At 69.4% G+C, this 19,945-nt stretch carries 19 protein-coding genes; 12 read left to right on the top strand and 7 right to left on the bottom strand.

All coding sequences use genetic code 11. From position 1 onward, the window contains the following. Positions 1–61: 61 nt before the first annotated feature. The 4 genes from ACIPY5_RS05575 to sdhC all read right to left on the bottom strand — a co-directional run bounded on the left by ACIPY5_RS05575 (position 62) and on the right by sdhC (position 3,620). On the bottom strand, positions 62–835 hold the full coding sequence (locus tag ACIPY5_RS05575; RefSeq protein ID WP_309340723.1) for a succinate dehydrogenase iron-sulfur subunit: 774 nt from the start codon (positions 833–835) through the stop codon (positions 62–64). Further along, positions 835–2,661, bottom strand: coding sequence for a succinate dehydrogenase flavoprotein subunit (gene sdhA, locus ACIPY5_RS05570; protein ID WP_400967633.1), 1,827 nt, complete (start codon positions 2,659–2,661; stop codon positions 835–837). The genes ACIPY5_RS05575 and sdhA overlap by 1 nt, the downstream gene beginning before the upstream one ends. 69 nt (positions 2,662–2,730) lie before the next feature. After that, a complete protein-coding gene (locus ACIPY5_RS05565) occupies positions 2,731–3,186 on the bottom strand; it encodes a succinate dehydrogenase hydrophobic membrane anchor subunit (protein ID WP_309341791.1) in 456 nt (151 codons plus the stop codon). Further along, on the bottom strand, positions 3,186–3,620 hold the full coding sequence (sdhC, locus tag ACIPY5_RS05560; protein WP_309341789.1) for a succinate dehydrogenase, cytochrome b556 subunit: 435 nt from the start codon (positions 3,618–3,620) through the stop codon (positions 3,186–3,188). The genes ACIPY5_RS05565 and sdhC overlap by 1 nt, the downstream gene beginning before the upstream one ends. Positions 3,621–3,853: 233 nt before the next feature. On the opposite strand from sdhC, the gene ACIPY5_RS05555 reads away from it, so the two are divergent. The 12 genes from ACIPY5_RS05555 (at position 3,854) to ACIPY5_RS05500 (ending at position 16,469) form a co-directional block, all read left to right on the top strand. Next, positions 3,854–4,969 (top strand): mannose-1-phosphate guanylyltransferase, encoded by a 1,116-nt coding sequence (locus tag ACIPY5_RS05555; RefSeq protein WP_400967628.1) that lies wholly within the window; start codon positions 3,854–3,856, stop codon positions 4,967–4,969. A 212-nt stretch (positions 4,970–5,181) separates the two neighbouring features. After that, positions 5,182–6,297 carry a BMP family protein gene (locus ACIPY5_RS05550; RefSeq protein WP_400967625.1) on the top strand — a complete coding sequence of 372 codons (1,116 nt, stop codon included), beginning with the start codon at positions 5,182–5,184 and terminating at the stop codon, positions 6,295–6,297. 113 nt (positions 6,298–6,410) lie between these two features. After that, positions 6,411–7,925: an ABC transporter ATP-binding protein gene (locus ACIPY5_RS05545; protein WP_400967622.1), complete on the top strand. Its 1,515-nt coding sequence runs from the start codon at positions 6,411–6,413 to the stop codon at positions 7,923–7,925. Continuing rightward, entirely contained in the window at positions 7,922–9,229 is a 1,308-nt protein-coding gene (locus ACIPY5_RS05540) for an ABC transporter permease (RefSeq protein WP_396652905.1), read from the top strand. The genes ACIPY5_RS05545 and ACIPY5_RS05540 overlap by 4 nt, the downstream gene beginning before the upstream one ends. After that, the gene (locus ACIPY5_RS05535; RefSeq protein ID WP_309341781.1) at positions 9,226–10,512 is read left to right on the top strand and encodes an ABC transporter permease; all 1,287 of its coding nucleotides are present in this window, start codon (positions 9,226–9,228) and stop codon (positions 10,510–10,512) included. Before ACIPY5_RS05540 ends, ACIPY5_RS05535 begins: the two co-directional genes overlap by 4 nt. Before the next feature lie 10 nt (positions 10,513–10,522). Next, a complete protein-coding gene (locus tag ACIPY5_RS05530; protein ID WP_309341779.1) occupies positions 10,523–10,918 on the top strand; it encodes a cytidine deaminase in 396 nt (131 codons plus the stop codon). Continuing rightward, a complete protein-coding gene (locus tag ACIPY5_RS05525) occupies positions 10,915–12,207 on the top strand; it encodes a thymidine phosphorylase (RefSeq protein WP_309341777.1) in 1,293 nt (430 codons plus the stop codon). The genes ACIPY5_RS05530 and ACIPY5_RS05525 overlap by 4 nt, the downstream gene beginning before the upstream one ends. A gap of 98 nt (positions 12,208–12,305) precedes the next feature. Beyond that, positions 12,306–13,421, top strand: coding sequence for an adenosine deaminase (locus tag ACIPY5_RS05520; RefSeq protein ID WP_309341775.1), 1,116 nt, complete (start codon positions 12,306–12,308; stop codon positions 13,419–13,421). A 68-nt stretch (positions 13,422–13,489) separates the two neighbouring features. Continuing rightward, entirely contained in the window at positions 13,490–13,903 is a 414-nt protein-coding gene (locus ACIPY5_RS05515; protein ID WP_309341773.1) for an SMR family transporter, read from the top strand. Then, positions 13,900–14,220 (top strand): multidrug efflux SMR transporter, encoded by a 321-nt coding sequence (locus ACIPY5_RS05510; RefSeq protein WP_309341771.1) that lies wholly within the window; start codon positions 13,900–13,902, stop codon positions 14,218–14,220. The genes ACIPY5_RS05515 and ACIPY5_RS05510 overlap by 4 nt, the downstream gene beginning before the upstream one ends. 40 nt (positions 14,221–14,260) lie before the next feature. Next, on the top strand, positions 14,261–14,698 hold the full coding sequence (locus ACIPY5_RS05505; RefSeq protein WP_309341769.1) for a VOC family protein: 438 nt from the start codon (positions 14,261–14,263) through the stop codon (positions 14,696–14,698). 103 nt (positions 14,699–14,801) lie between these two features. Beyond that, positions 14,802–16,469, top strand: a complete 1,668-nt coding sequence (locus ACIPY5_RS05500; protein WP_400967614.1) for a serine hydrolase — start codon at positions 14,802–14,804, stop codon at positions 16,467–16,469. Positions 16,470–16,491: 22 nt separating this feature from the next. Here ACIPY5_RS05500 and ACIPY5_RS05495 read toward each other — a convergent pair whose 3' ends face one another. Genes ACIPY5_RS05495 through ACIPY5_RS05485 form a run of 3 tightly spaced genes read right to left on the bottom strand, consistent with a single transcriptional unit; the run spans position 16,492 to position 19,780 of the window. Continuing rightward, a complete protein-coding gene (locus ACIPY5_RS05495; protein ID WP_400967611.1) occupies positions 16,492–17,445 on the bottom strand; it encodes an SDR family oxidoreductase in 954 nt (317 codons plus the stop codon). After that, complete coding sequence (locus ACIPY5_RS05490) at positions 17,442–18,395, bottom strand: bile acid:sodium symporter family protein (RefSeq protein ID WP_400967608.1); 954 nt, start codon at positions 18,393–18,395, stop codon at positions 17,442–17,444. Before ACIPY5_RS05490 ends, ACIPY5_RS05495 begins: the two co-directional genes overlap by 4 nt. Continuing rightward, positions 18,392–19,780 (bottom strand): flavin-containing monooxygenase, encoded by a 1,389-nt coding sequence (locus tag ACIPY5_RS05485; protein WP_400967604.1) that lies wholly within the window; start codon positions 19,778–19,780, stop codon positions 18,392–18,394. The genes ACIPY5_RS05490 and ACIPY5_RS05485 overlap by 4 nt, the downstream gene beginning before the upstream one ends. Positions 19,781–19,945 lie beyond the last annotated feature (165 nt).

The following is a 19,945-nucleotide window of genomic DNA, read 5'->3' as shown; positions in this document are numbered from 1 at the left end:
AGACTCCGAGAGGCGCCACCCGCATGGGGTGGCGCCTCTCGGAGACGCGGAAGGGATCCTGTTACGGACGGCCGCGCAGGACCGCCTGCTTGACCTCGGCGATCGCCTTGGTGACCTCGATGCCGCGGGGGCACGCCTCGGTGCAGTTGAAGGTCGTGCGGCAGCGCCAGACGCCCTCCTTGTCGTTGAGGATGTCGAGGCGCACGTCGGCCGCGTCGTCGCGCGAGTCGAAGATGAAGCGGTGCGCGTTCACGATCGCGGCGGGGCCGAAGTACTGCCCGTCGGTCCAGAACACAGGGCAGGACGAGGTGCACGCGGCGCACAGGATGCACTTGGTGGTGTCGTCGAAGATCGCGCGGTCGGCGATCGACTGCACGCGCTCCTTGCCCTTCTCCGGCTCACTGGTGGCGAGCAGGAACGGCTTCACCTCGCGGTATGCGGCGAAGAACGGATCCATGTCGACGACGAGATCCTTCTCGAGCGGCAGACCCTTGATCGCCTCGACGTAGATCGGCTTGGAGATGTCCAGGTCCTTGATCAGCGTCTTGCAGGCGAGGCGGTTGCGGCCGTTGATCCGCATCGCGTCGGAGCCGCAGATGCCGTGCGCGCAGGAGCGGCGGAAGGTGAGGGACCCGTCGACCTCCCACTTGATCTTGTGCAACGCGTCGAGCACGCGGTCGGTCGAGTACAGCTCCACGTCGTAGTCGACCCAGTGCGGCTCGCTGTCGACCTCGGGGTCGAAGCGGCGGATGTTGAACGTGACGAGGAAGGACTGCACGCCCGAGTCCTCGACGACGGCCTCGGAGACGACTTCCTCAACGACGGCGGCGGACATCAGTACTTCCTCTCCATCGGCGGGTAGTTCAACTCGCCCTGCTCGTTCTTCGTGAACACGACCGGCTTCCAGTCGAGCCGGATGTGATCGCTCGGCGTCGACGAGTGCGGGTCGCCGGTCAGGTACGCCATCGTGTGCTGCATGTAGTTCTCGTCGTCGCGCTTCGGGAAGTCGTCGCGCATGTGGCCGCCGCGGCTCTCCTCGCGGTTCTGCGCCGCGTAGACGACGACTTCGGCGATGTCGAGGAGGAAGCCCAGCTCGACGGCCTCGAGCAGGTCGGTGTTGAACCGGTGGCCCTTGTCGTCGACGTGCACGTTCTTGTAGCGCTCGCGGAGCTCGGCGATCACGCCCAGCACGTGCTGGAGGGACTCGTGCGTGCGGAACACCTGCGCGCCCTTGTCCATCTCCTCCTGCAGCTTCTTGCGCAGCACGGCGATGCGCTCGGTGCCCGCGTTGTTGCGCAGCCCCTCGAGCATCTCCTTGACCGCGGCCTCCGGCGCCTCGGGGAGGGGCAGGAACTCGGCGGTCTTGACGTACTCGACGGCGTTGCGACCGCTGCGCTTGCCGAACACGTTGATGTCCAGGAGCGAGTTCGTGCCGAGGCGGTTGGCGCCGTGCACCGAGACGCAGGCGCACTCGCCCGCGGCGTACAGGCCGGGGACGATCGTGTCGTTGTCGGCGAGCACCTCTCCGCTGTTGTTGGTCGGGATGCCGCCCATCGCGTAGTGCGCGGTCGGCATCACGGGGACCGGCTCGACGACGGGGTCGACGCCGAGGTAGGTGCGCGCGAACTCCGTGATGTCCGGGAGCTTGGTCTCCAGGACCTCGGCGCCGAGGTGCGTGCAGTCCAGCAGCACGTAGTCCTTGTGCGGACCGGCTCCGCGACCCTCCGCGACCTCCTGCACCATGCAGCGGGCGACGATGTCACGCGGTGCGAGGTCCTTGATCGTGGGGGCGTAGCGCTCCATGAAGCGCTCGCCCGAGGCGTTGCGCAGGATCGCGCCCTCACCGCGGGCGCCCTCCGTGAGCAGGATCCCGAGTCCGGCCAGGCCGGTCGGGTGGAACTGGAAGAACTCCAGGTCCTCGAGCGGGAGGCCCTTGCGCCACACGATGCCGACGCCGTCTCCGGTGAGGGTGTGCGCGTTCGAGGTGGTCTTGAAGATCTTGCCGAAGCCGCCGGTCGCGAAGATCACGGCCTTGGCGTGGAAGACGTGCAGCTCGCCGGTGGAGAGGTCGTAGGCGACGACGCCGGCGATGCCGGTCTTGCCGGCCTCGTCCTTCACCGTGATGAGGTCGAGCACGTAGAACTCGTTGAAGAAGTTGATGCCGAGCTTGACGCAGTTCTGGAACAGCGTCTGCAGGATCATGTGGCCGGTGCGGTCCGCCGCGTAGCACGCACGGCGGACGGGCGTCTTGCCGTGCTCGGCCGTGTGCCCGCCGAAGCGGCGCTGGTCGATCTTGCCCTCGGGCGTGCGGTTGAACGGAAGGCCCATGTTCTCGAGGTCGATGACCGCGTCGATGGCCTCCTTGGCGAGGATCTCCGCCGCGTCCTGGTCGACGAGGTAGTCGCCGCCCTTGACGGTGTCGAAGGTGTGCCACTCCCAGCTGTCCTCCTCGACGTTCGCGAGCGCCGCGGCCATGCCGCCCTGCGCCGCGCCCGTGTGGGAGCGCGTGGGGTAGAGCTTCGAGATCACCGCGGTCTTCGCGCCGGGGCCGGCCTCGATCGCCGCGCGCATGCCGGCGCCGCCGGCTCCGACGATCACGATGTCGAACTGATGGTGGTGCACGCCGTTCTTGACGACGGAATCCTGGGTCTCAGTGGTCACTGGTTCTGCCTATTCTCTGAGCTTGTCGCCGCTGCCGCGGGGGAGCCTGTCTCGTCGCTGATCGCCGGGCTACTTGCCCAGCGCCTTGCAGGTGTCCCACATGGCGCCGCTCTCGAACACGCCGTTGCAGGGGTCGAAGGTGAACACGACGAGGGTGCCGAGCACGATGAGCAGCGCGGCGGCCAGGCCGAGCACCACCAGGAGCGTCTTGCGGACGCCCGCGTGGCCGACGTAGTCGTTGACGACCGTGCGCATGCCGTTGGCGCCGTGGATGAGCGCCAGCCACAGCATCAGCACGTCCCACCACTGCCAGAACGGCGTGGCGTACTTGCCGGCGACGAACGCGAAGTCCAGGGCGTGGATGCCCTCGCCGAGCATGAGGTTGACGAACAGGTGGCCGAAGATCAGCACGACGAGCACGACGCCCGACACGCGCATGTAGATCCAGCCCCACTTCTCGATGTTGAAGCCCTTGTTGCGGCGCGGAGCCGCCATGTGCTGCGTGGTGAAGACGTCCGCGGCCATCAGCTTCCGCCTCCCACGTGCGAGAACACGTTGATCAGGTGGCGCGGCGCGAAGCCGGCCATCAGCACCAGCCAGAGGCCGATGACGATCCAGAACATCTGCCGCTGGTACTGGGCGCCCTTGGACCACACGTCGACCAGGATGATCCGCAGGCCGTTCAGCGCGTGGAACACGATCGCGGCGACGAGCACCGTCTCGCCCAGTCCCATGACCGGGTTCTTGTAGGTGCCGAGGACGGCGTCGTATGCCTCCGGCGAGACCCGGATGAGCGACGTGTCGAGCACGTGCACCAGGAGGAAGAAGAAGATGGCGATTCCGGTGATGCGATGCAGAACCCACGACCACATGCCTTCGCGACCCCGGTAGAGGGTGCCGCGCGGCGTCTTGGACGTGGTTTCCGCAATCGAAGGTGTCAAGCGAGTGCTTGCGGACACAGTCGTCCTCCCTGATCGATAGCGAAGGATCGCGGCGCGCAGGCGTCCGATCCCCCTCATCCTATTCCTGTCAGCTGGCTGGGAGCGACGAAGGCGACCCTTAGCACGATGCGGTTCTGCGATCGGAACCATGCACGATTGCGATCGTGCGGGTCGTGATCGCTCGATCGTCTCGGTCGCGCTTCCGGTGGTGTCGGAAGGGCCTGGCAGCGTCGCTCGATACGCTGTTGCTCATGCGCGAGCCGATCTCTGACTTCTACGCCGTCATCCCCGCAGGAGGCATCGGGAGCCGTCTGTGGCCACTGTCGCGCGCGGATGCGCCGAAGTTCCTGCATGACCTGACAGGATCGGGCCAGTCGCTGCTTCGTGACACCTGGGACCGTCTCGAGCCGCTGACCGGCCCCGACCGGATCGCGGTCGTCACGGGACGCGCCCATCGCGCAGCGGTCGAGGCGCAGCTGCCCGGCATTCTCGACAGCAACGTGTTCCTGGAGTCCGAGCCGCGGGAATCGGCTGCCGCGATCGGGCTCGCCGCGGCGATCCTGCATCGTCGCGACCCCGATGTGATCATCGGCTCGTTCAGCGCCGACCACGTCATCCGTGGCACCCGGGTGTTCGAGTTCGCCGTGCGCGATGCGGTCGAGGTCGCCCGGAAGGGGTACATCGTCACGATCGGAATCACTCCGACCGAGCCCGCCGTGGGCTTCGGGTACATCAAGCAGGGTGCGGAGCTCGTGGTCGAAGGGGCGAGAGAGGCGGCGCTCGTCGAGCGGTTCGTGGAGAAGCCGGACCTCGCGACCGCGCGGACGTACGTCGCCGACCGCAGCTACCTCTGGAACGCCGGAATGTTCATCGCGAGAGCTGATGCACTGCTGGCGGAGATCGAACTGCATCAACCGGCCCTGTACGCGGGGCTGACCGAGCTCGCAGAGGCGTGGGATGACCGTGAGCGCCGTGGGCCCGCGGTGGACAGGATCTGGCCGGCGCTGCCGAAGATCGCGATCGACTACGCGGTCGCCGAACCTGCGGCCGAACGCGGACGGCTGGCTGTCGTCCCCGGCCATTTCGACTGGGACGACGTGGGGGACTTCGCCTCGCTCACGAAGCTCATCCTGAACGGGCGCAAGAACGATCTCGCGGTTCTCGGCCCGTCTGCGCGTGTGCTCTCGGATGCGGCGAGCGGGATCCTGGTCAGCCAGACGTCACGGGTGATCAGCCTCGTCGGCGTGCAGGACATCGTGGTGGTGGATACGCCGGACGCGTTGCTCGTGACGACCATCGAGCACGCGCAGCGGGTGAAGGGTGTGGTCGAGTCGCTCAAACTCACGGGCCGCGGCGACGTGCTCTGACGCGTCGGCGGTTCATCAGCAGATGCGCATGACTCTGCACGAAAGCAGGGATGGTTCGGGTGTCCTGCTCATATGAGCATGGACGAGCGCATGTGATCTCATGTTTGTAACCATTGACTCCAGCGACACGGACGAGGATGCCCGATCCCCGTCATAGTCGGTAACTTTCAAGTGTCCCGCGATGGCCGCGGGCTCGTGTTCTGGAGGCCCGAGTGACCATCTCCCTCACCAAGAAGCTGATCGGCGCGACCGTCGCGGCCGGTGTCATCGTCGCCCTCGCAGGTTGCGGCTCCGCTCCTGCCCCGGCGAGCTCGAGCGCGGCGAAGCCCGCCGACGCCAACTTCAAGCCCTGCCTCGTCTCCGACAGCGGCGGGTTCAACGACAAGTCCTTCAACGAGTCGGCGAAGAACGGCATCGAGAAGGCCGGCAAGGACCTCGGCGTCAAGCCGATCACGGTCGAGTCCAAGGCGGACGGCGACTACAAGCCGAACATCGACTCCCTCATCGCGGGCAAGTGCACCCTGATCATCGGCGTCGGCTTCAAGCTGGACCAGGCGATCGCCGACGCGGCCATCGCCAACCCGAAGCTGAACTTCGGCATCATCGACTCGATGGCCGACCCCAAGAACACCGGAAAGCCGGCGGCGCCGAACATCAAGCCGCTGCTGTTCGACACCGCTCAGGCGGCCTACCTCGGCGGCTACGCCGCGGCGGCCTGGTCGGCGCAGTCCGGCGCGAACAAGGTCGGCACCTTCGGCGGCATGAAGATCCCGCCGGTGACGATCTTCATGGACGGCTACGTCGACGGCGTCAAGAAGTACAACGAGGACAAGGGCGCCAACGTCGCCGTCGTCGGCTGGGACAAGGACAAGCAGGACGGCTCCTTCACCGGCGCCTTCCAGGCGAACGACGTCGCCAAGCAGACCGCGAACTCGGTGCTGGACCAGGGCGTCGACCCGATCCTCCCGGTCGGCGGCCCGATCTACCTCTCCGCCAGCGCGGCGATCAAGGACAGCGGCAAGAAGACGGTCATGCTCGGCGTCGACTCCGACCTCGCCGTGGCCGACCCGTCGGTCGCCGACCAGATCCTGGTCTCGATCATGAAGCGGATCGACGACGCGGTGTACAGCACGGTCACCGAGACGGCGAAGGGCTCCTTCGACCCGACGGCGTACGTCGGCACCCTGGCGAACAACGGCGTGGGCCTGTCGTCCTTCCACTCCTTCGAGAGCAAGCTCCCGAAGGGCCTGACGGACGAGCTGAAGGCGCTGCAGGACAAGATCATCAAGGGCGACATCAAGGTCACCTCGCCCAGCTCCCCGAAGTAATCCACCTTCGACGCGGGACGTTCCGGTCCGCCATCGCAGCCTGACGGCTCGATCGGCGGGCCGGACGTCCCGCGCTCTTCTTGAGACACGTCTTCCCGGATAGGGTCACCACTATGAAGCTCGAGCTCCGCGGCATCACCAAACGCTTCGGATCCCTGGTCGCCAACGATCACATCGACGTGGTCGTCGAAGGCGGCGAGATCCACGCCCTGCTGGGCGAGAACGGGGCCGGCAAGTCGACCCTGATGAACGTCCTCTACGGCCTGTACCAGGCCGACGAGGGCGAGATCCTGCTGGACGGCGTGCCGCAGCACTTCCGCGGCCCCGGCGACGCCATGGCGGCGGGCATCGGCATGGTGCACCAGCACTTCATGCTCATCCCGGTGTTCACCGTCGCCGAGAACGTGATGCTCGGTCACGAGCAGTCCAAGGCGCTCGGCGTGCTGGACATCGCCGCCGCCCGTGAGCACGTGCGCCAGGTCGCCGCCCGCTTCGGCTTCGAGGTCGACCCCGACGCGATCGTCGGCGACCTCCCCGTCGGCGTGCAGCAGCGCGTGGAGATCATCAAGGCGCTGAGCCGCGACGCGAAGGTGCTGGTCTTCGACGAGCCGACCGCCGTGCTCACGCCGCAGGAGACCGACGAGCTCATGGAGATCATGAAGCAGCTGCGCGATGAGGGCACGGCGATCGTGTTCATCACGCACAAGCTGCGCGAGGTGCGCGCCATCGCCGACAAGATCACGGTGATCCGGCTGGGCAAGGTGGTCGGCGAGGCCGACCCCAAGTCCTCCAACACCGAGCTGGCGTCCATGATGGTGGGACGCGCGGTCGAGCTCACGGTGCACAAGGACCCGCCGAAGATCGGCGAGGGCGGCCTGCGCGTGAAGGACCTGCGCGTGATCGCGCCCGACGGCGTCGTGGTCGTCGACGACGTGACCTTCGACGTGCGCCCGGGCGAGGTGCTCGCGATCGCGGGCGTGCAGGGCAACGGGCAGACGGAGCTCGCCGAGGCGATCATCGGACTCGGCTCGCGCATGACGGGCTCCATCTCGCTGAACGGCGTCGAGCTGGTCGGCCGCAACGTGCACCAGGTGCTCGACGCCGGAGTCGGATTCGTGCCGGAGGACCGCAACGAGGACGGTCTGGTCGGCGGCTTCTCGGTCGCCGAGAACCTCATCCTCGACCGCTCCGACGACCCGGCGTTCAGCCGCTTCGGGACGATCCTGCGCGGCGTGCTCGACGACTTCGCGAAGGCGCGGATCTCAGAGTTCGACATCCGCACCCAGGGTCCCGGCCAGGCGGCCGGCTCCCTCTCCGGCGGGAACCAGCAGAAGGTCGTGATCGCGCGCGAGCTCAACCGCGACCTCAAGCTGCTGCTGGCCTCGCAGCCGACCCGCGGCGTGGACGTCGGATCCATCGAGTTCATCCACAAGCGCATCGTCGCCACGCGCGACGCCGGCATCCCGGTGATCGTGGTGTCGACCGAACTGGACGAGGTCACCGCCCTCGCCGACCGCATCGCGGTCATGTATCGCGGACGCGTGGTCGGGATCGTCCCCGGAGACACCCCGCGCGATGTGCTCGGCCTGATGATGGCCGGCGAGAACCCGACGGAGGCAGCCGCATGAGCACCGCGACCGAACCTCAGGCTCCGGCGCCGGAGCCGCCGATGACCCGCAACATCCAGGAGATCCCGGTCTCGAACCGCCTGCTGCGCGAGATCCTGCGCGGCAGCGCGGTCACCACCGTGCTCGCCATCGTGCTCGCCCTCGTCGTCGGCGGCGTACTGATCGCCGTCACCAGCCCCGACGTGCAGGCCGCGTCCGGCTACTTCTTCGCGCGGCCGGGAGACACCCTGGGCGCGGCGTGGACGGTCGTCGCCGGCGCCTACGCGGCGCTGTTCAACGGATCCGTGATCGACTTCGGCGCCACCGACTTCTGGTCCGCGGTCAAGCCGCTGGGCAGCACGATCGCCTTCGCGGCGCCGCTCATCGCGGCCGGGCTCGGCATCGCGGTCGCGTTCCGGGTGGGCCTGTTCAACATCGGCGCGCGCGGCCAGATGCTCATCGCCTGCGCGGCGGCGGCCCTGGTCACCTTCCAGCTGAACCTGCCGGCGCTCATCCAGATCCCGCTGACCCTCATCGTCGGCATCGTCGCGGGTGCGCTCTGGGGCGGGCTCGTGGGACTGCTCAAGGCGCGCACGGGCGCCCACGAGGTCATCCTCACGATCATGCTCAACTACATCGCGTTCTATCTCGTGACGTGGATGGTGCAGGTGCCGCAGCTGCTGCAGCGGCCGGGTCAGATCCAGCCGATCTCGCGGCCGACGCCGGCGAGCGCGGTGCTGCCCAAGCTCCCCGGACTCGACCTGATCGACTGGGGCTTCCCGATCGTCATCGTCGCGACCCTGTTCGTGTGGTGGCTCGTCGAGCGCTCGAGCCTCGGCTTCCGGATGCGTGCCGTGGGGGAGAACCCCAGCGCCGCGCGGGCCGCGGGAATCAGCGTGCCTCGGGTCTACATCTACGCGATGCTCTTCTCCGGCGGTCTCGCGGGCCTGGCGGGCATGTTCCAGATCCAGAGCACGATCACGGGCGGCTTCGACGGCGGCATCGACGCCGGCATCGGCTTCACCGCCATCACGGTCGCGCTGCTCGGTCGCAGCCGCGCCTGGGGCACCTTCTGGGCGGGGCTGCTGTTCGGCGCGCTCAAGGCCGGGTCGTTCCCGATGCAGGCGCTGCAGTCGATCCCGGTCGACATCGTGCTCGTCGTGCAGTCGCTCATCGTGCTGTTCATCGCGGCGCCTCCGCTGATCCGCACGATCTTCTTCCTGCCCAAGGACGACTCCGAGCGCTCGCAGCGCTCCAAGGCCCGGATCGCGCGCCGCGCCCTGAAGAACTCCGATTCCTCCGACACGAAGGCGGCGGCCGCATGAGCACCTCCCTCACCTCGGCGCCCGTCCTCGACGCGCCGACCGTCGTCAAGGTCCGCTCCCTGAAGACGCCGATCACGCTGCTCGCGATCGCCGCGCTCCTGGGCCTGCTGTTCCTCTTCGCGCCCCGCTACGGGACCACGACGTTCCGCCTCTCCGAGGCGAGCGCGGCGATCCACCTGGGCGACATCCCGGTGCCCGCGGGCCCGCTGCTGTGGATCGCGTGGGCGCTCGCGCTCGTGCTCGGCGTGCTCACGCTCGTCGCGGCGCTGCAGTACCGCAAGATCGCGCTATGGCTGCCGATCGTGTACGCCCTGCTGGCGATGACGGCGTTCCTCACCTGGGCCGGTGCCGGCGCGGGAGGCGCGATCACGCTGACCGGCCTGCTCGGCGGATCCATCTCGCTCGCGGTGCCGCTCGTGTTCGGCGCCCTCGCCGGCGTGATCGGCGAGCGCGCGGGCGTCGTGAACGTCGCGATCGAGGGCCAGTTCCTGCTCGGCGCCTTCACCGCCGCGATCCTCGGATCCCTCACGCACAACCCGTTCGTGGGCCTCATCGGCGCGATGTTCGGCGGCATCCTGATCTCGCTCGTCCTGGGCGCGTTCGCGATCAAGTACCTGGTCGACCAGGTGATCGTCGGCGTCGTGCTGAACGTCTTCGCCTCGGGCCTGACCGGCTTCCTGTACCAGGGCGTGCTCGCCCCGAACGCGCAGGCGCTCAACAGCCCCACCCGGTTCTCGCTCATCAAGATCCCGATCCTCGGCGACATCCCGGTGATCGGCCCCGCGCTGTTCAACCAGACCTTCCTCGTCTACCTGATGTACGTCGTCGTGGCGCTCGTCGCCTGGGCGATGTACCGCACCCGCTGGGGCCTGCGTGTGCGCGCGGTCGGCGAGCACCCCCACGCCGCCGACACGGTCGGCATCAAGGTCAACCCGACGCGGTTCTGGAACCTCCAGCTCGCGGGCGCGATCGCCGGCATCGGCGGCGCGTACTTCACGCTCGTCTCGGTGCCGCAGTTCACCAAGGACATGACCGCGGGCCTCGGCTTCATCGCGCTGGCCGCGGTGATCTTCGGCCGGTGGGATCCGGTGCGCGCAGCCCTCGCGGCCCTGCTGTTCGGCTTCGCGACCAACCTGCAGAACCTGCTCACGGTGCTGCGCACGCCGATCCCCGGCGAGTTCATGCTGATGCTGCCGTACGTCGTGACGATCCTCGCCGTGGTCGGCTTCGTCGGCCAGATCAAGGCGCCGGCGGCCGACGGCAAGCCGTACATCAAGTCCTAGGGGGACGTTCATGGACATCGACTGGGACGAGCTGCGCCGGGTCGCCGACGAGGCTCAGCAGAAGGCCTACGCGCCGTACTCGCACTACCGCGTGGGAGCGGCGGCGCTCGTGGACGACGGCCGGATCGTGTCCGGCTGCAACGTTGAGAACGCGTCCTACGGCGTGACGCTGTGCGCCGAGTGCGCGATGGTCGGAGACCTGTTCATGTCGGGAGGCGGGCGTCTCGTCGCGTTCCTCTGCGTGAACGGCGAGGGCGAGACGATCATGCCCTGCGGCCGCTGCCGGCAGTTGCTGTACGAGCACTCCGCACCGGGGATGCTGCTCGAGACCGTGTCCGGCATCAGGACCATCGACGAAGTGCTGCCCGACGCGTTCGGGCCGAGAGATCTGGAGAACGTCCGTTGAGTGTTGAGCCTTTTGATGCCGTCGACGTGATCCGCGCCAAGCGCGACGGCGGGACCGTGCCCGAGCCCGCGCTGCGCTGGATGGTCGACGCCTACACGCGCGGCTACGTCACGGACCCGCAGATGGCGTCGTTCGCGATGGCCGTGTTCCAGCGCGGCATGGAGCGCGACGAGATCCGCGTGCTCACCGACGCGATGATCGCATCGGGGGAGCGGATGAGCTTCGCCGCGCTCGGCAAGAAGACCGTCGACAAGCACTCCACCGGCGGCGTCGGGGACAAGATCACGCTGCCGCTCGCACCGCTCGTCGCCTGCTTCGGCGTGGCGGTCCCGCAGCTGAGCGGGCGCGGCCTCGGCCACACCGGCGGCACCCTGGACAAGCTCGAGGCGATCCCCGGCTGGCGGGCCGCGCTCAGCAACGAGGAGATGTTCGCGCAGCTGCAGGGAGACGTCGGCGCGGTGATCTGCGCGGCAGGATCCGGCCTCGCCCCCGCCGACAAGAAGCTCTACGCACTGCGCGACGTCACCGGCACGGTCGAGGCGATCCCGCTGATCGCCTCGAGCATCATGTCGAAGAAGATCGCCGAGGGCACCGATGCGCTCGTCCTGGACGTCAAGTTCGGATCCGGCGCCTTCATGCAGGACATCGACCGCGCCCGCGAGCTCGCCCGCACCATGGTGGCGCTCGGCACCGATTCGGGCGTGCACACGACCGCGCTGCTCACCGACATGAACGTCCCTCTGGGCCTCGCGATCGGCAACGCCAACGAGGTGCGCGAATCGGTCGAGGTGCTCGCCGGCGGCGGCCCCGCCGACGTCCGCGAGCTCACCCTGGCCCTCGCCCGCGAGATGCTGGCGCTCAGCGGCCAGCCCGATGCGGATGTGGAGCGCGCGCTCGACGACGGGCGCGCGATGGACTCCTGGAAGGCCATGATCCGCGCGCAGGACGGCGACCCCGACGCGGCGCTGCCGACCGCGCGCGAGACGCACACCGTGACCGCCCCCTCGGACGGATTCGTGACCCGCATGGACGCGCTGCCGTTCGGCATCGGCGCCTGGCGCCTGGGGGCGGGCCGTGCCCGCGCCGAGGACGCCGTGGTGTTCGCGGCGGGCATCGACCTGCACGTGAAGCCCGGCGACGCCGTGCGCGCGGGGGATCCGGTGTTCACGCTGTCCGCCGACGATGCGGCGCGGTTCGACCGCGCCCTGGACGCGGTCGAGGGCGCGTGGGAGATCGGCGCGGAGCACATCGAGCGCGCGCCCCTCGTGCGCGAGCGCATCACGGCCTAGGCTGATTCCGGGCGCGGCGTCCGCGCGGCGCCCTGTCCGGTTCCTCTCGGAACATCCCTGACGATTCCCATCGATCGACCGCTGAGGAAGGATCTGTCATGCCCATCGACGCGAACGGCGACCTGGAGGTCGAGGGCCTGTCCCTCCGGAGCCTCCCCAAGGTCTCGCTGCACGATCACCTCGACGGCGGGGTCCGTCCCGCCACGATCATCGAGCTCGCCGACGCGGCGGGGATCGAGCTGCCGCACACCGACCCCACGGCACTGGCGATGTGGTTCCGCACCCAGGCGGCGGCCGGATCCCTGGTCGACTACCTGAAGACGTTCGACGTGTCGCTCTCGGTCATGCAGAGCGCCGAGAACCTGCGCCGCATCTCGCGGGAGTTCGTCGAAGACCTGGTGCGCGACGGCGTCGTCTACGGCGAGGTGCGCTGGGCGCCCGAGCTGCACCTCACGACCGGGCTCAGCCTGCAGCAGGCGGTCGACGCCGTGCAGGACGGCATCGACGAGGCCGAGGACGCCGCCGAGAGCCGCGGCAAGAGCATCCGGGTGGGACAGCTGCTCTCCGCGATGCGGCAGACCGACCGGGTGCGCGAGATCGCCGAGCTCGCGGTCGCCAACCGGGACCGGGGCGTGGTCGGCTTCGACACCGCGGGCCCTGAGGCGGGCTACCCGTCCTCGCGCTACCGGGAGACGTTCGAGTACCTGGCAGGGCAGATGTTCCCCACGACCGTGCACGCGGGCGAGGCCGCGGGACCGGACTCGATCCGCTCCGCGCTGGTCGACGGCCGCGCGCTGCGCCTCGGTCACGGCGTGCGCATCGCCGAGGATCTGGAGATCGTCAACCGCGACGGCGAGGAGGTGCAGGTCCGCTTCGGGGATCTGGCGCGCTGGGTGCGCGACCGGGAGATCCCGCTCGAGCTCTCGCCGTCGTCGAACCTGCAGACCGGCGCGATCGCCGCCTGGGGGACCGAGCTCGGCGACCACCCGTTCGACCTGCTCTACCAGCTCGGCTTCGCGGTGACCGTGAACGTCGACAACCGCACGATGAGCGCGACCTCGCTCACCCGCGAGATGGCGCTGCTCGTGGACGCCTTCGGATACGACCTGGAGGACCTGGAGTCCTTCCAGTTCAACGCGGCTGCCGGTGCCTTCCTCCCGGTCGAGGAGCGTGAGGAGCTCGTCGAGCTGATCGCCGAGGGCTTCGATGAGTGAGACCCCCGCTGCGGGGCGCGCCGCGGCCCTCGGCGCGGTGCCGGGAAGAACGGCCGCGCAGCCGGGCGATGTCCTCGGCTGACCCCGTCGGCGGCGTGCCGGACGCGGAGGCCGCAGCCCCGCGACCGGCGAGCGCCTGGCCGCCTCTGCTGCTCGCGATCGTCCTGGAGGTCAGTGCGACGCTGAGCCTGCGGGCGGTGTCGACGGGCGGATCCTGGTGGTGGCTCTGCGTGGTCGTGCTCGGCTACGGCGGGTCGTTCTGGCTGCTCGGGATCGTGCTCACCCGTGGGATGCCCGTGGGCGTCGCCTACGGCATCTGGTCGGCGATCGGCGTGGCGCTCACGGCGCTCGCGGCCGCCGCGCTGTTCGCCGAGGCGCTGAGCCCGCTCTCCCTCGTGGGCCTCGGCGTGATCATCGCCGGCGTCCTCCTCGCGGAGCTCGGCACCCGGCACGCCCGCGGCGGATCAGGGAGCGCCTCATGACCTGGTTGCTGCTGCTGGGCGCGATCGCGTCCGAGGTGACGGCGACGTTGAGCCTGCGCGCGTCCGAGGGGTTCCGGCGCCGGCGCCACATCCCGGCGATCGTGCTCGGCTACCTCGCCTCGTACGTGCTGCTCGGGGCCGTGCTGGCGCTGGGCATGCCGGTCGGCATCGCGTACGCGGTCTGGGCGGCGCTCGGCGTCGCCGCGACCGCCGTGCTCGGACGCGTGCTGTTCCGCGATCACATCTCGGTCATGACGGCGATCGGGCTCGCCGTGATCGTCGGCGGCGTGATCCTGGTCGAGGCCGGCACGCACTGACGCCGGAGCCTGCGACGACGCGAGGCGTAGAGTGCGGGGCATGGCCATCCGCATGGACAACGTCGGCATCGCCGTCCGGGACCTCGAGGCGACCATCGCCTTCTTCACCGATCTCGGGCTCACGGTGTTGGGGCGTGACACGGTCTCGGGGGAGTGGACGGACACCGCCGTCGGACTCGACGGCAATCACGCGAGGATCGCCGTGCTGCAGACGCCGGACGGGCACGGGCGCGTCGAGCTGTTCGAGTACATCCATCCCGAGGCGATCGAGACGGCGCCGACGCTCCCGAACGAGATCGGCATGCACCGGATCGCGTTCGCGGTCGACGACATCGACGAGTCCCTCGCGATCGCCGCCCGCCACGGCTGCTTCCCGCTGCGGGGCGTCGCGAACTATCAGGACGTCTACCGGCTCACCTACCTCCGCGGTCCCAGCGGGATCCTGGTGATGCTCGCCCAGGAACTGCCGCGGACCTGACCGGCCGAGGGGAACGAATCGGTCTCGGCACGCGATGACATCTTGCCCCGTGGGTTCCGCGCTCGCTAGCCTCACCGAGGGGAGCCGCGAGAAGAGGGGCGAGATGGGATCCGCAAGGAAGAGGGGCGGTGGGGCGCGCCGGGGGTCGCCGCTGATCGCCGCCTCGGTGACGCTGCTGATGGTCGGCGCCGTGGCCGGATGCTCGGCGCCGACGCAGGGCGGACAGCCGGTGCACGTGCAGTCCGGGGCGGCGCCGAGCCAGGACGTGATGCCGCTGTACACCGATCGCGAGACCGCCGTCGCCGCCGCGCTGAAGAAGCTCCCGGCGCACGTCGCCGATGCGCTCAAGCGCACCGGCGTCCCCGGTGCCACGGTCGCCGTGGTCTCGAAGGGGAAGACCGTGTACGAGGGGGCGTTCGGGGTGCGCGACAAGCGCACCGGAGCCCCGGTCGACGTCAACACCCTGTTCATGATCGCGTCGATGTCGAAGCCGATCTCGGCCACGATCGTCGCGCGGGCGATGACCGAGGATCCGAGCATCACCTGGGACACCCCGATCAAGGACCTGATGCCGTCGATGACGTTCAACGATCCGTACGTCACGGCGAATGCGACGATCGGCGACGCCTTCGCGCACCGCACCGGCATCCCGACCGGCGGCGGCGACGAGCTCGAGGATCTCGGCTTCGACCGCGACTACATCCTGGCGCACCTGAACCAGATCCCGCTTGCGCCCTTCCGCACGACGTACCAGTACTCGAACTTCGGGCTCACCACCGGCGCCGTGGCCGTCGCCGCCTCGCGGCACGAGACCTGGGAGCAGACGGCGAAGGAGCTGCTGTTCGACCCGCTCGGGATGACCTCCACCACGTCGTCCCATGCCGAGTTCCTCGCCACGCGCGACCGGGCGGTGCAGCACACGCGGATCGGGGCGGACGACTTCCAGCCGCTGTTCGATCGCGACCCCGATGCGGAGGCGCCGGCCGGCGGCGTGGCGTCGACGGCCGGGGACGTGGCCAAGTGGATGGCGGTGGTGCTCGCCGACGGCAAGCTCGCCGGCAAGGACTTCATCGACCCTGCGCCGCTCACCCAGGCGTTCTCCGCGCAGGTCGTGAGCTCCCGCAACAGCGCGCTCGACCAGCGGCCCGGGCACTACGGCTTCGGCAGCAACGTCGGATCGGGCGCCGGGGGACGCGTGGTGTTGAGCCACTCCGGCGGGTTCGAGCTCGGCACGGCCACGGCAGAGGCGATGGTCCCGGACCTCGACCTGGGCATCGTCGTGCTCACGAACGGGGCGCCCATCGGCGTGCCGGAGGCAGTGAACCAGGAGTTCCTCGACGATGTGCTCTACGGCGCGCAGACCCGCGACTGGGTGAAGGCCTACGGCGGCGTCTTCGCGCACTACAACGCTCCTGTCGGCGACCTGGCCGGCGAGAAGCCGCCGGCCGGTGCCAAGCCCCAGGGGCCGGACGCGGACTACGTCGGCACCTACACGAGCCCGTACCTCGGCACTCTCACGATCACGTCCTCCGGCGGCAAACTGCACGGGGCGATGGGTCCCGCGGGCGCCTACACGTTCGAGGTCGATCCGTGGGACGGAGACACGCTGTCGTTCGCGCCGACAGGGGAGGGGGCGCCTCCGGGGTCCCTTTCCTCGGCCGCCTTCGATCGCGCGGGCGGCGCCGTGCGCGGCGTGACGCTGGCGTATTTCGACAAGTTCGCGCAGGTTCCGCAGCCGTCGGGTCTCGGGGTGTTCACGAAGACCGGCTGAGGGGTGCCCGGCGTCGTGACGGTCAGCCGGCCGCCGCGACGTCCGGGTGCGTGCGCAGGTACTCCTCGAAAGCCTCCGCGGAGGTGAGCCGCGGCGTATAGCCGAACTCCTCCTTCAGTCGGTCGTTGCGCAGGACCGGCCGGTAGCGCAGGAAGCGGATCTTCTCGGGGCCGTGCTCGGACAGGCGCAGCGCGCTGCCGATCGCGAGGGCGATCGCGAGCAGCGGCGCGGGGATCGTCCGCAGCGGCTTGCGCAGCCGCCGTGCGATCTGCGGCACGGTCAGCGCCCCGTCGCCCGCCACGTTGTAGATTCCTGCGGGGCCCTCGCCGAGCGCGGCGCGCACCATCGCCGCGGCGACGTCGTCCACCCACACGAACACGAAGGGGGAGTCGGAGCCGGCGATGTGCAGGATCCGCTTCGCATCCCACAGCGCCGTGATCTGATTGCGCACGGTGGGACCGAGGATCGTGCCGATCCGGAAGACCACCTGCTCCAGCGCCGGATGCGTGGTGCGCGCGGCGGCGAGCATCTCCTCGACCATGCGCTTGTGCCGGGAGTACGGGAACTCGTCGTTGCCGCGCAGCGGATCCGTCTCGTCGATCCAGTCCGGATTGTCGGCGTGATAGCCGTAGGCGGCGCCGGAGCTGGAGACCACGAGACGGCGCACGCCGGCTTCCACGCAGGCCGCCAGCACGTTGGACGAGCCCTGCACGTCGACGCGGAACTCGCCCTGCACGTCGCGGCCCGGATTCACGATCGCGGCCAGATGCACCACCGTGTCGACGCGATGCCGGCGCAGCAGCTCGGGCAGTCCGCGCGGATCCGTGACGTCCACCTCCACCGAGACGACCCCCGGCACCTCGGACTCGCGGAGATCGCCGGAGAGGACGACGTCGACGCCCGGATGATCGGACAGCAGCCCGGTGACCCTGCTGCCGAGGAAGCCGGCGCCGCCGGTGACCAGGACGCGTCTCATCGATCTCCTGCCCTGACGGCTCGGCGGGAGGCATCGCCGGTGCGCGAACCGGTGCGGCGCGTGGTGTGCATGCCCCAGAGCGTAGCGACACACAGCCCCGCGATGATGTCCCACACGCCCCACCAGCCGGCGACGACGGCCATGCCGCCGAGCCCGCCGAAGAACGTGAACACCAGGCCGAGGCCGAGGCCGGCGTTGCGGATGCCGACCTCGAACGTCATCGCCTTGCGCTCCCGGGTGCCGAGCCCGCCCAGGACGGCGGTGCCGTAGCCGATCGCGAGCGAGACCGCATCGTGGATCGCGACCACGAGCAGCACGGATCCGATCACGCCGAGGAAGACCGCCCCGTTGCCCGCGAGCGCTCCGACGATGAAGCCGACCAGGGCCAGCAGGCCGAACCACCGCACGAACGGCTGCACGCGCGACGCGAGGCGCGGCAGACGGGCGCGCAGCAGCAGGCCGAGCGCGAACGGCACGCCGATGATCAGCAGGATCTCCAGCAGCATCTGCCACGGGTTCACCGCGACCCGGTGCAGCAGATGCCGGGCGGTGGGGTGCAGGGATCCCCAGAACGCGATGCTCAGCGGCATCGCGACGATGTAGAGGAGGTTGCCGACCGCCGTCATGGAGACGGACAGGGCGGTGTTGCCGCCCGAGCGATGCGTGAGCACCTGGGAGATGTTGCCGGGCGGGCAGCACGCGACGAGGATCATGCCGAGGGCCATCGAGGGCGTCACCGGCAGGATCATGGTGAGGCCGAAGGTGACGGCCGGAAGCACCAGCAGCTGCGCGAGGATCGCCACGACGAAGGGCTTGGGGTGCGTGAGCACGACCCGGAAGTCCTTGGGCGCGGTGTCCAGCGCGATCCCGAGCATGATGAGTCCGAGGACGACGTTGAGGATCGTCAGCGTGCCCGGTGCGAACTGCACCACGACGTCGTCGACGTTCATGCGCCCCGTCGCCCCGAGCCGGCCGGAGTCGTGGTCTCGGCCAGGGCCGCCTTCTCCGTGCGCACCGCGCGCCGGTAGGCGTCCTTGTTGACGTAGTACGACATGCGCGCGAGGCCGAGGTAGCGGTACCCGCCGGTGAGGTCGGGCCACGACTGCGTCGTCACCCTGTCGCGGAAGCGCGCGGCACGGGCCGGATCCGCGTCCTCGGCGGCGAGGTAGGCGGCGATCAGCTCGGCCTGCTCGTAGCGGCCCTGCCAGCCGATCCCGCTGGCCTCGATCATGCCCATCATGTAGAGGCCGTTGAACGACGGCGGGAACACGTTCAGGAACAGCCGCGGCGAGGCGCCCGTCCAGTTCAGATGCTCGCGGTCGACGAAGGGGTAGTCCAGGGCGTAGCCGGTCGCGAGCAGGACGAGGTCGTAGTCGCCGGCCGTGCCGTCGCGGAAGTGCACCGTGTCGTGGTCGAAGCGCTCGACGTCGGCGCGGATCCGCAGATCGCCCTGGCCGAGGTGATTCAGCACGAGGGTGTTCACGATCGGGTGCGACTCGTAGATGCGGTAGTCGGGGCGGGGGAAGCCGAAGCGCACCGGGTCGCCGGTGAAGGCGCGCAGCACCCGGGAGTCGATCGCCTGCTTGATCCGCGCGGGCAGCGGCCTGCCCTGGTTGAGGGTGTCGCTCGGGCGGCCGAACAGGTAGCGCGGCACGAAGTAGTAGCCGCGGCGCACGCTCAGGTCCACGCTCTCGGCATGGTGCACGGCGTCCACCGCGATGTCGCAGCCGGAGTTGCCCGCGCCGATGATGAGCACGCGACGGCCCGCGAGCTGTGCGGGATCCTTGTAGGCGCTCGTGTGCATGATCTCGCCCGCGAACTCTCCGGGGAAGGCCGGGACGTTCGGTTCGGCGAGCGTGCCGTTGGCCAGGATCACGCCGTCGTAGCGTTCGACGAGGGCTGTGTGCGCGCCGTCCTCGTCCTGGACCCTGGCATGCAGGATCCACCCGGTGCCGGTGCCGGTGCCGGTGCCGGTGCCGGTGCCGGTGCCGTCGCCGTTGTCCCGCTCCAGGCGATCCACCCGCGTGCCGAAGCGGAAGCGGTCGCGCAGCCCGAACTCGTCCGCGTAGTCGTCGAAGTAGCGCTTGAGCACGCGGTGCCCCGGATAGTCGACGTCGCTGTCCATCGGGAACTCGGTGAACTCGGTCGTCGTGCGCGAGGAGATCAGGTGCGCGGAGGAGTACATCGTGCTGCGCGGGTTGGTGATGTCCCACAGTCCGCCGACGTCGTGCGAGGCCTCGTAGCCGGTGGCGTCGATCCCCGCCTTCTGCAGTGCGCGCATGACCGCGAGTCCGGAGGGGCCGGCGCCGATCACGGCATATGACTTCGTCGTCATGCTCTCCTCATCCGTGCGCGGCTCGGGGTCTCCGCGCGCAGTGCCCCGATCCTATCCTTCCGCTGAGAGCGCAGGCGAGTGCGGTTTCGGCGTCGTGGTCCGGGGCGGAGCGGAGCGGCTTCCGGGGCGAGGCCGGCTTCCGGGGCGAGGCCGGGTTCAGCGGGG

This window comes from Microbacterium sp. NPDC089698 (assembly GCF_044749045.1).
In the GTDB taxonomy this organism is placed as follows: domain Bacteria; phylum Actinomycetota; class Actinomycetes; order Actinomycetales; family Microbacteriaceae; genus Microbacterium.
Note: the sequence above shows the minus strand (reverse complement) of the source record. Positions and strands in the feature narration are given on the sequence as shown.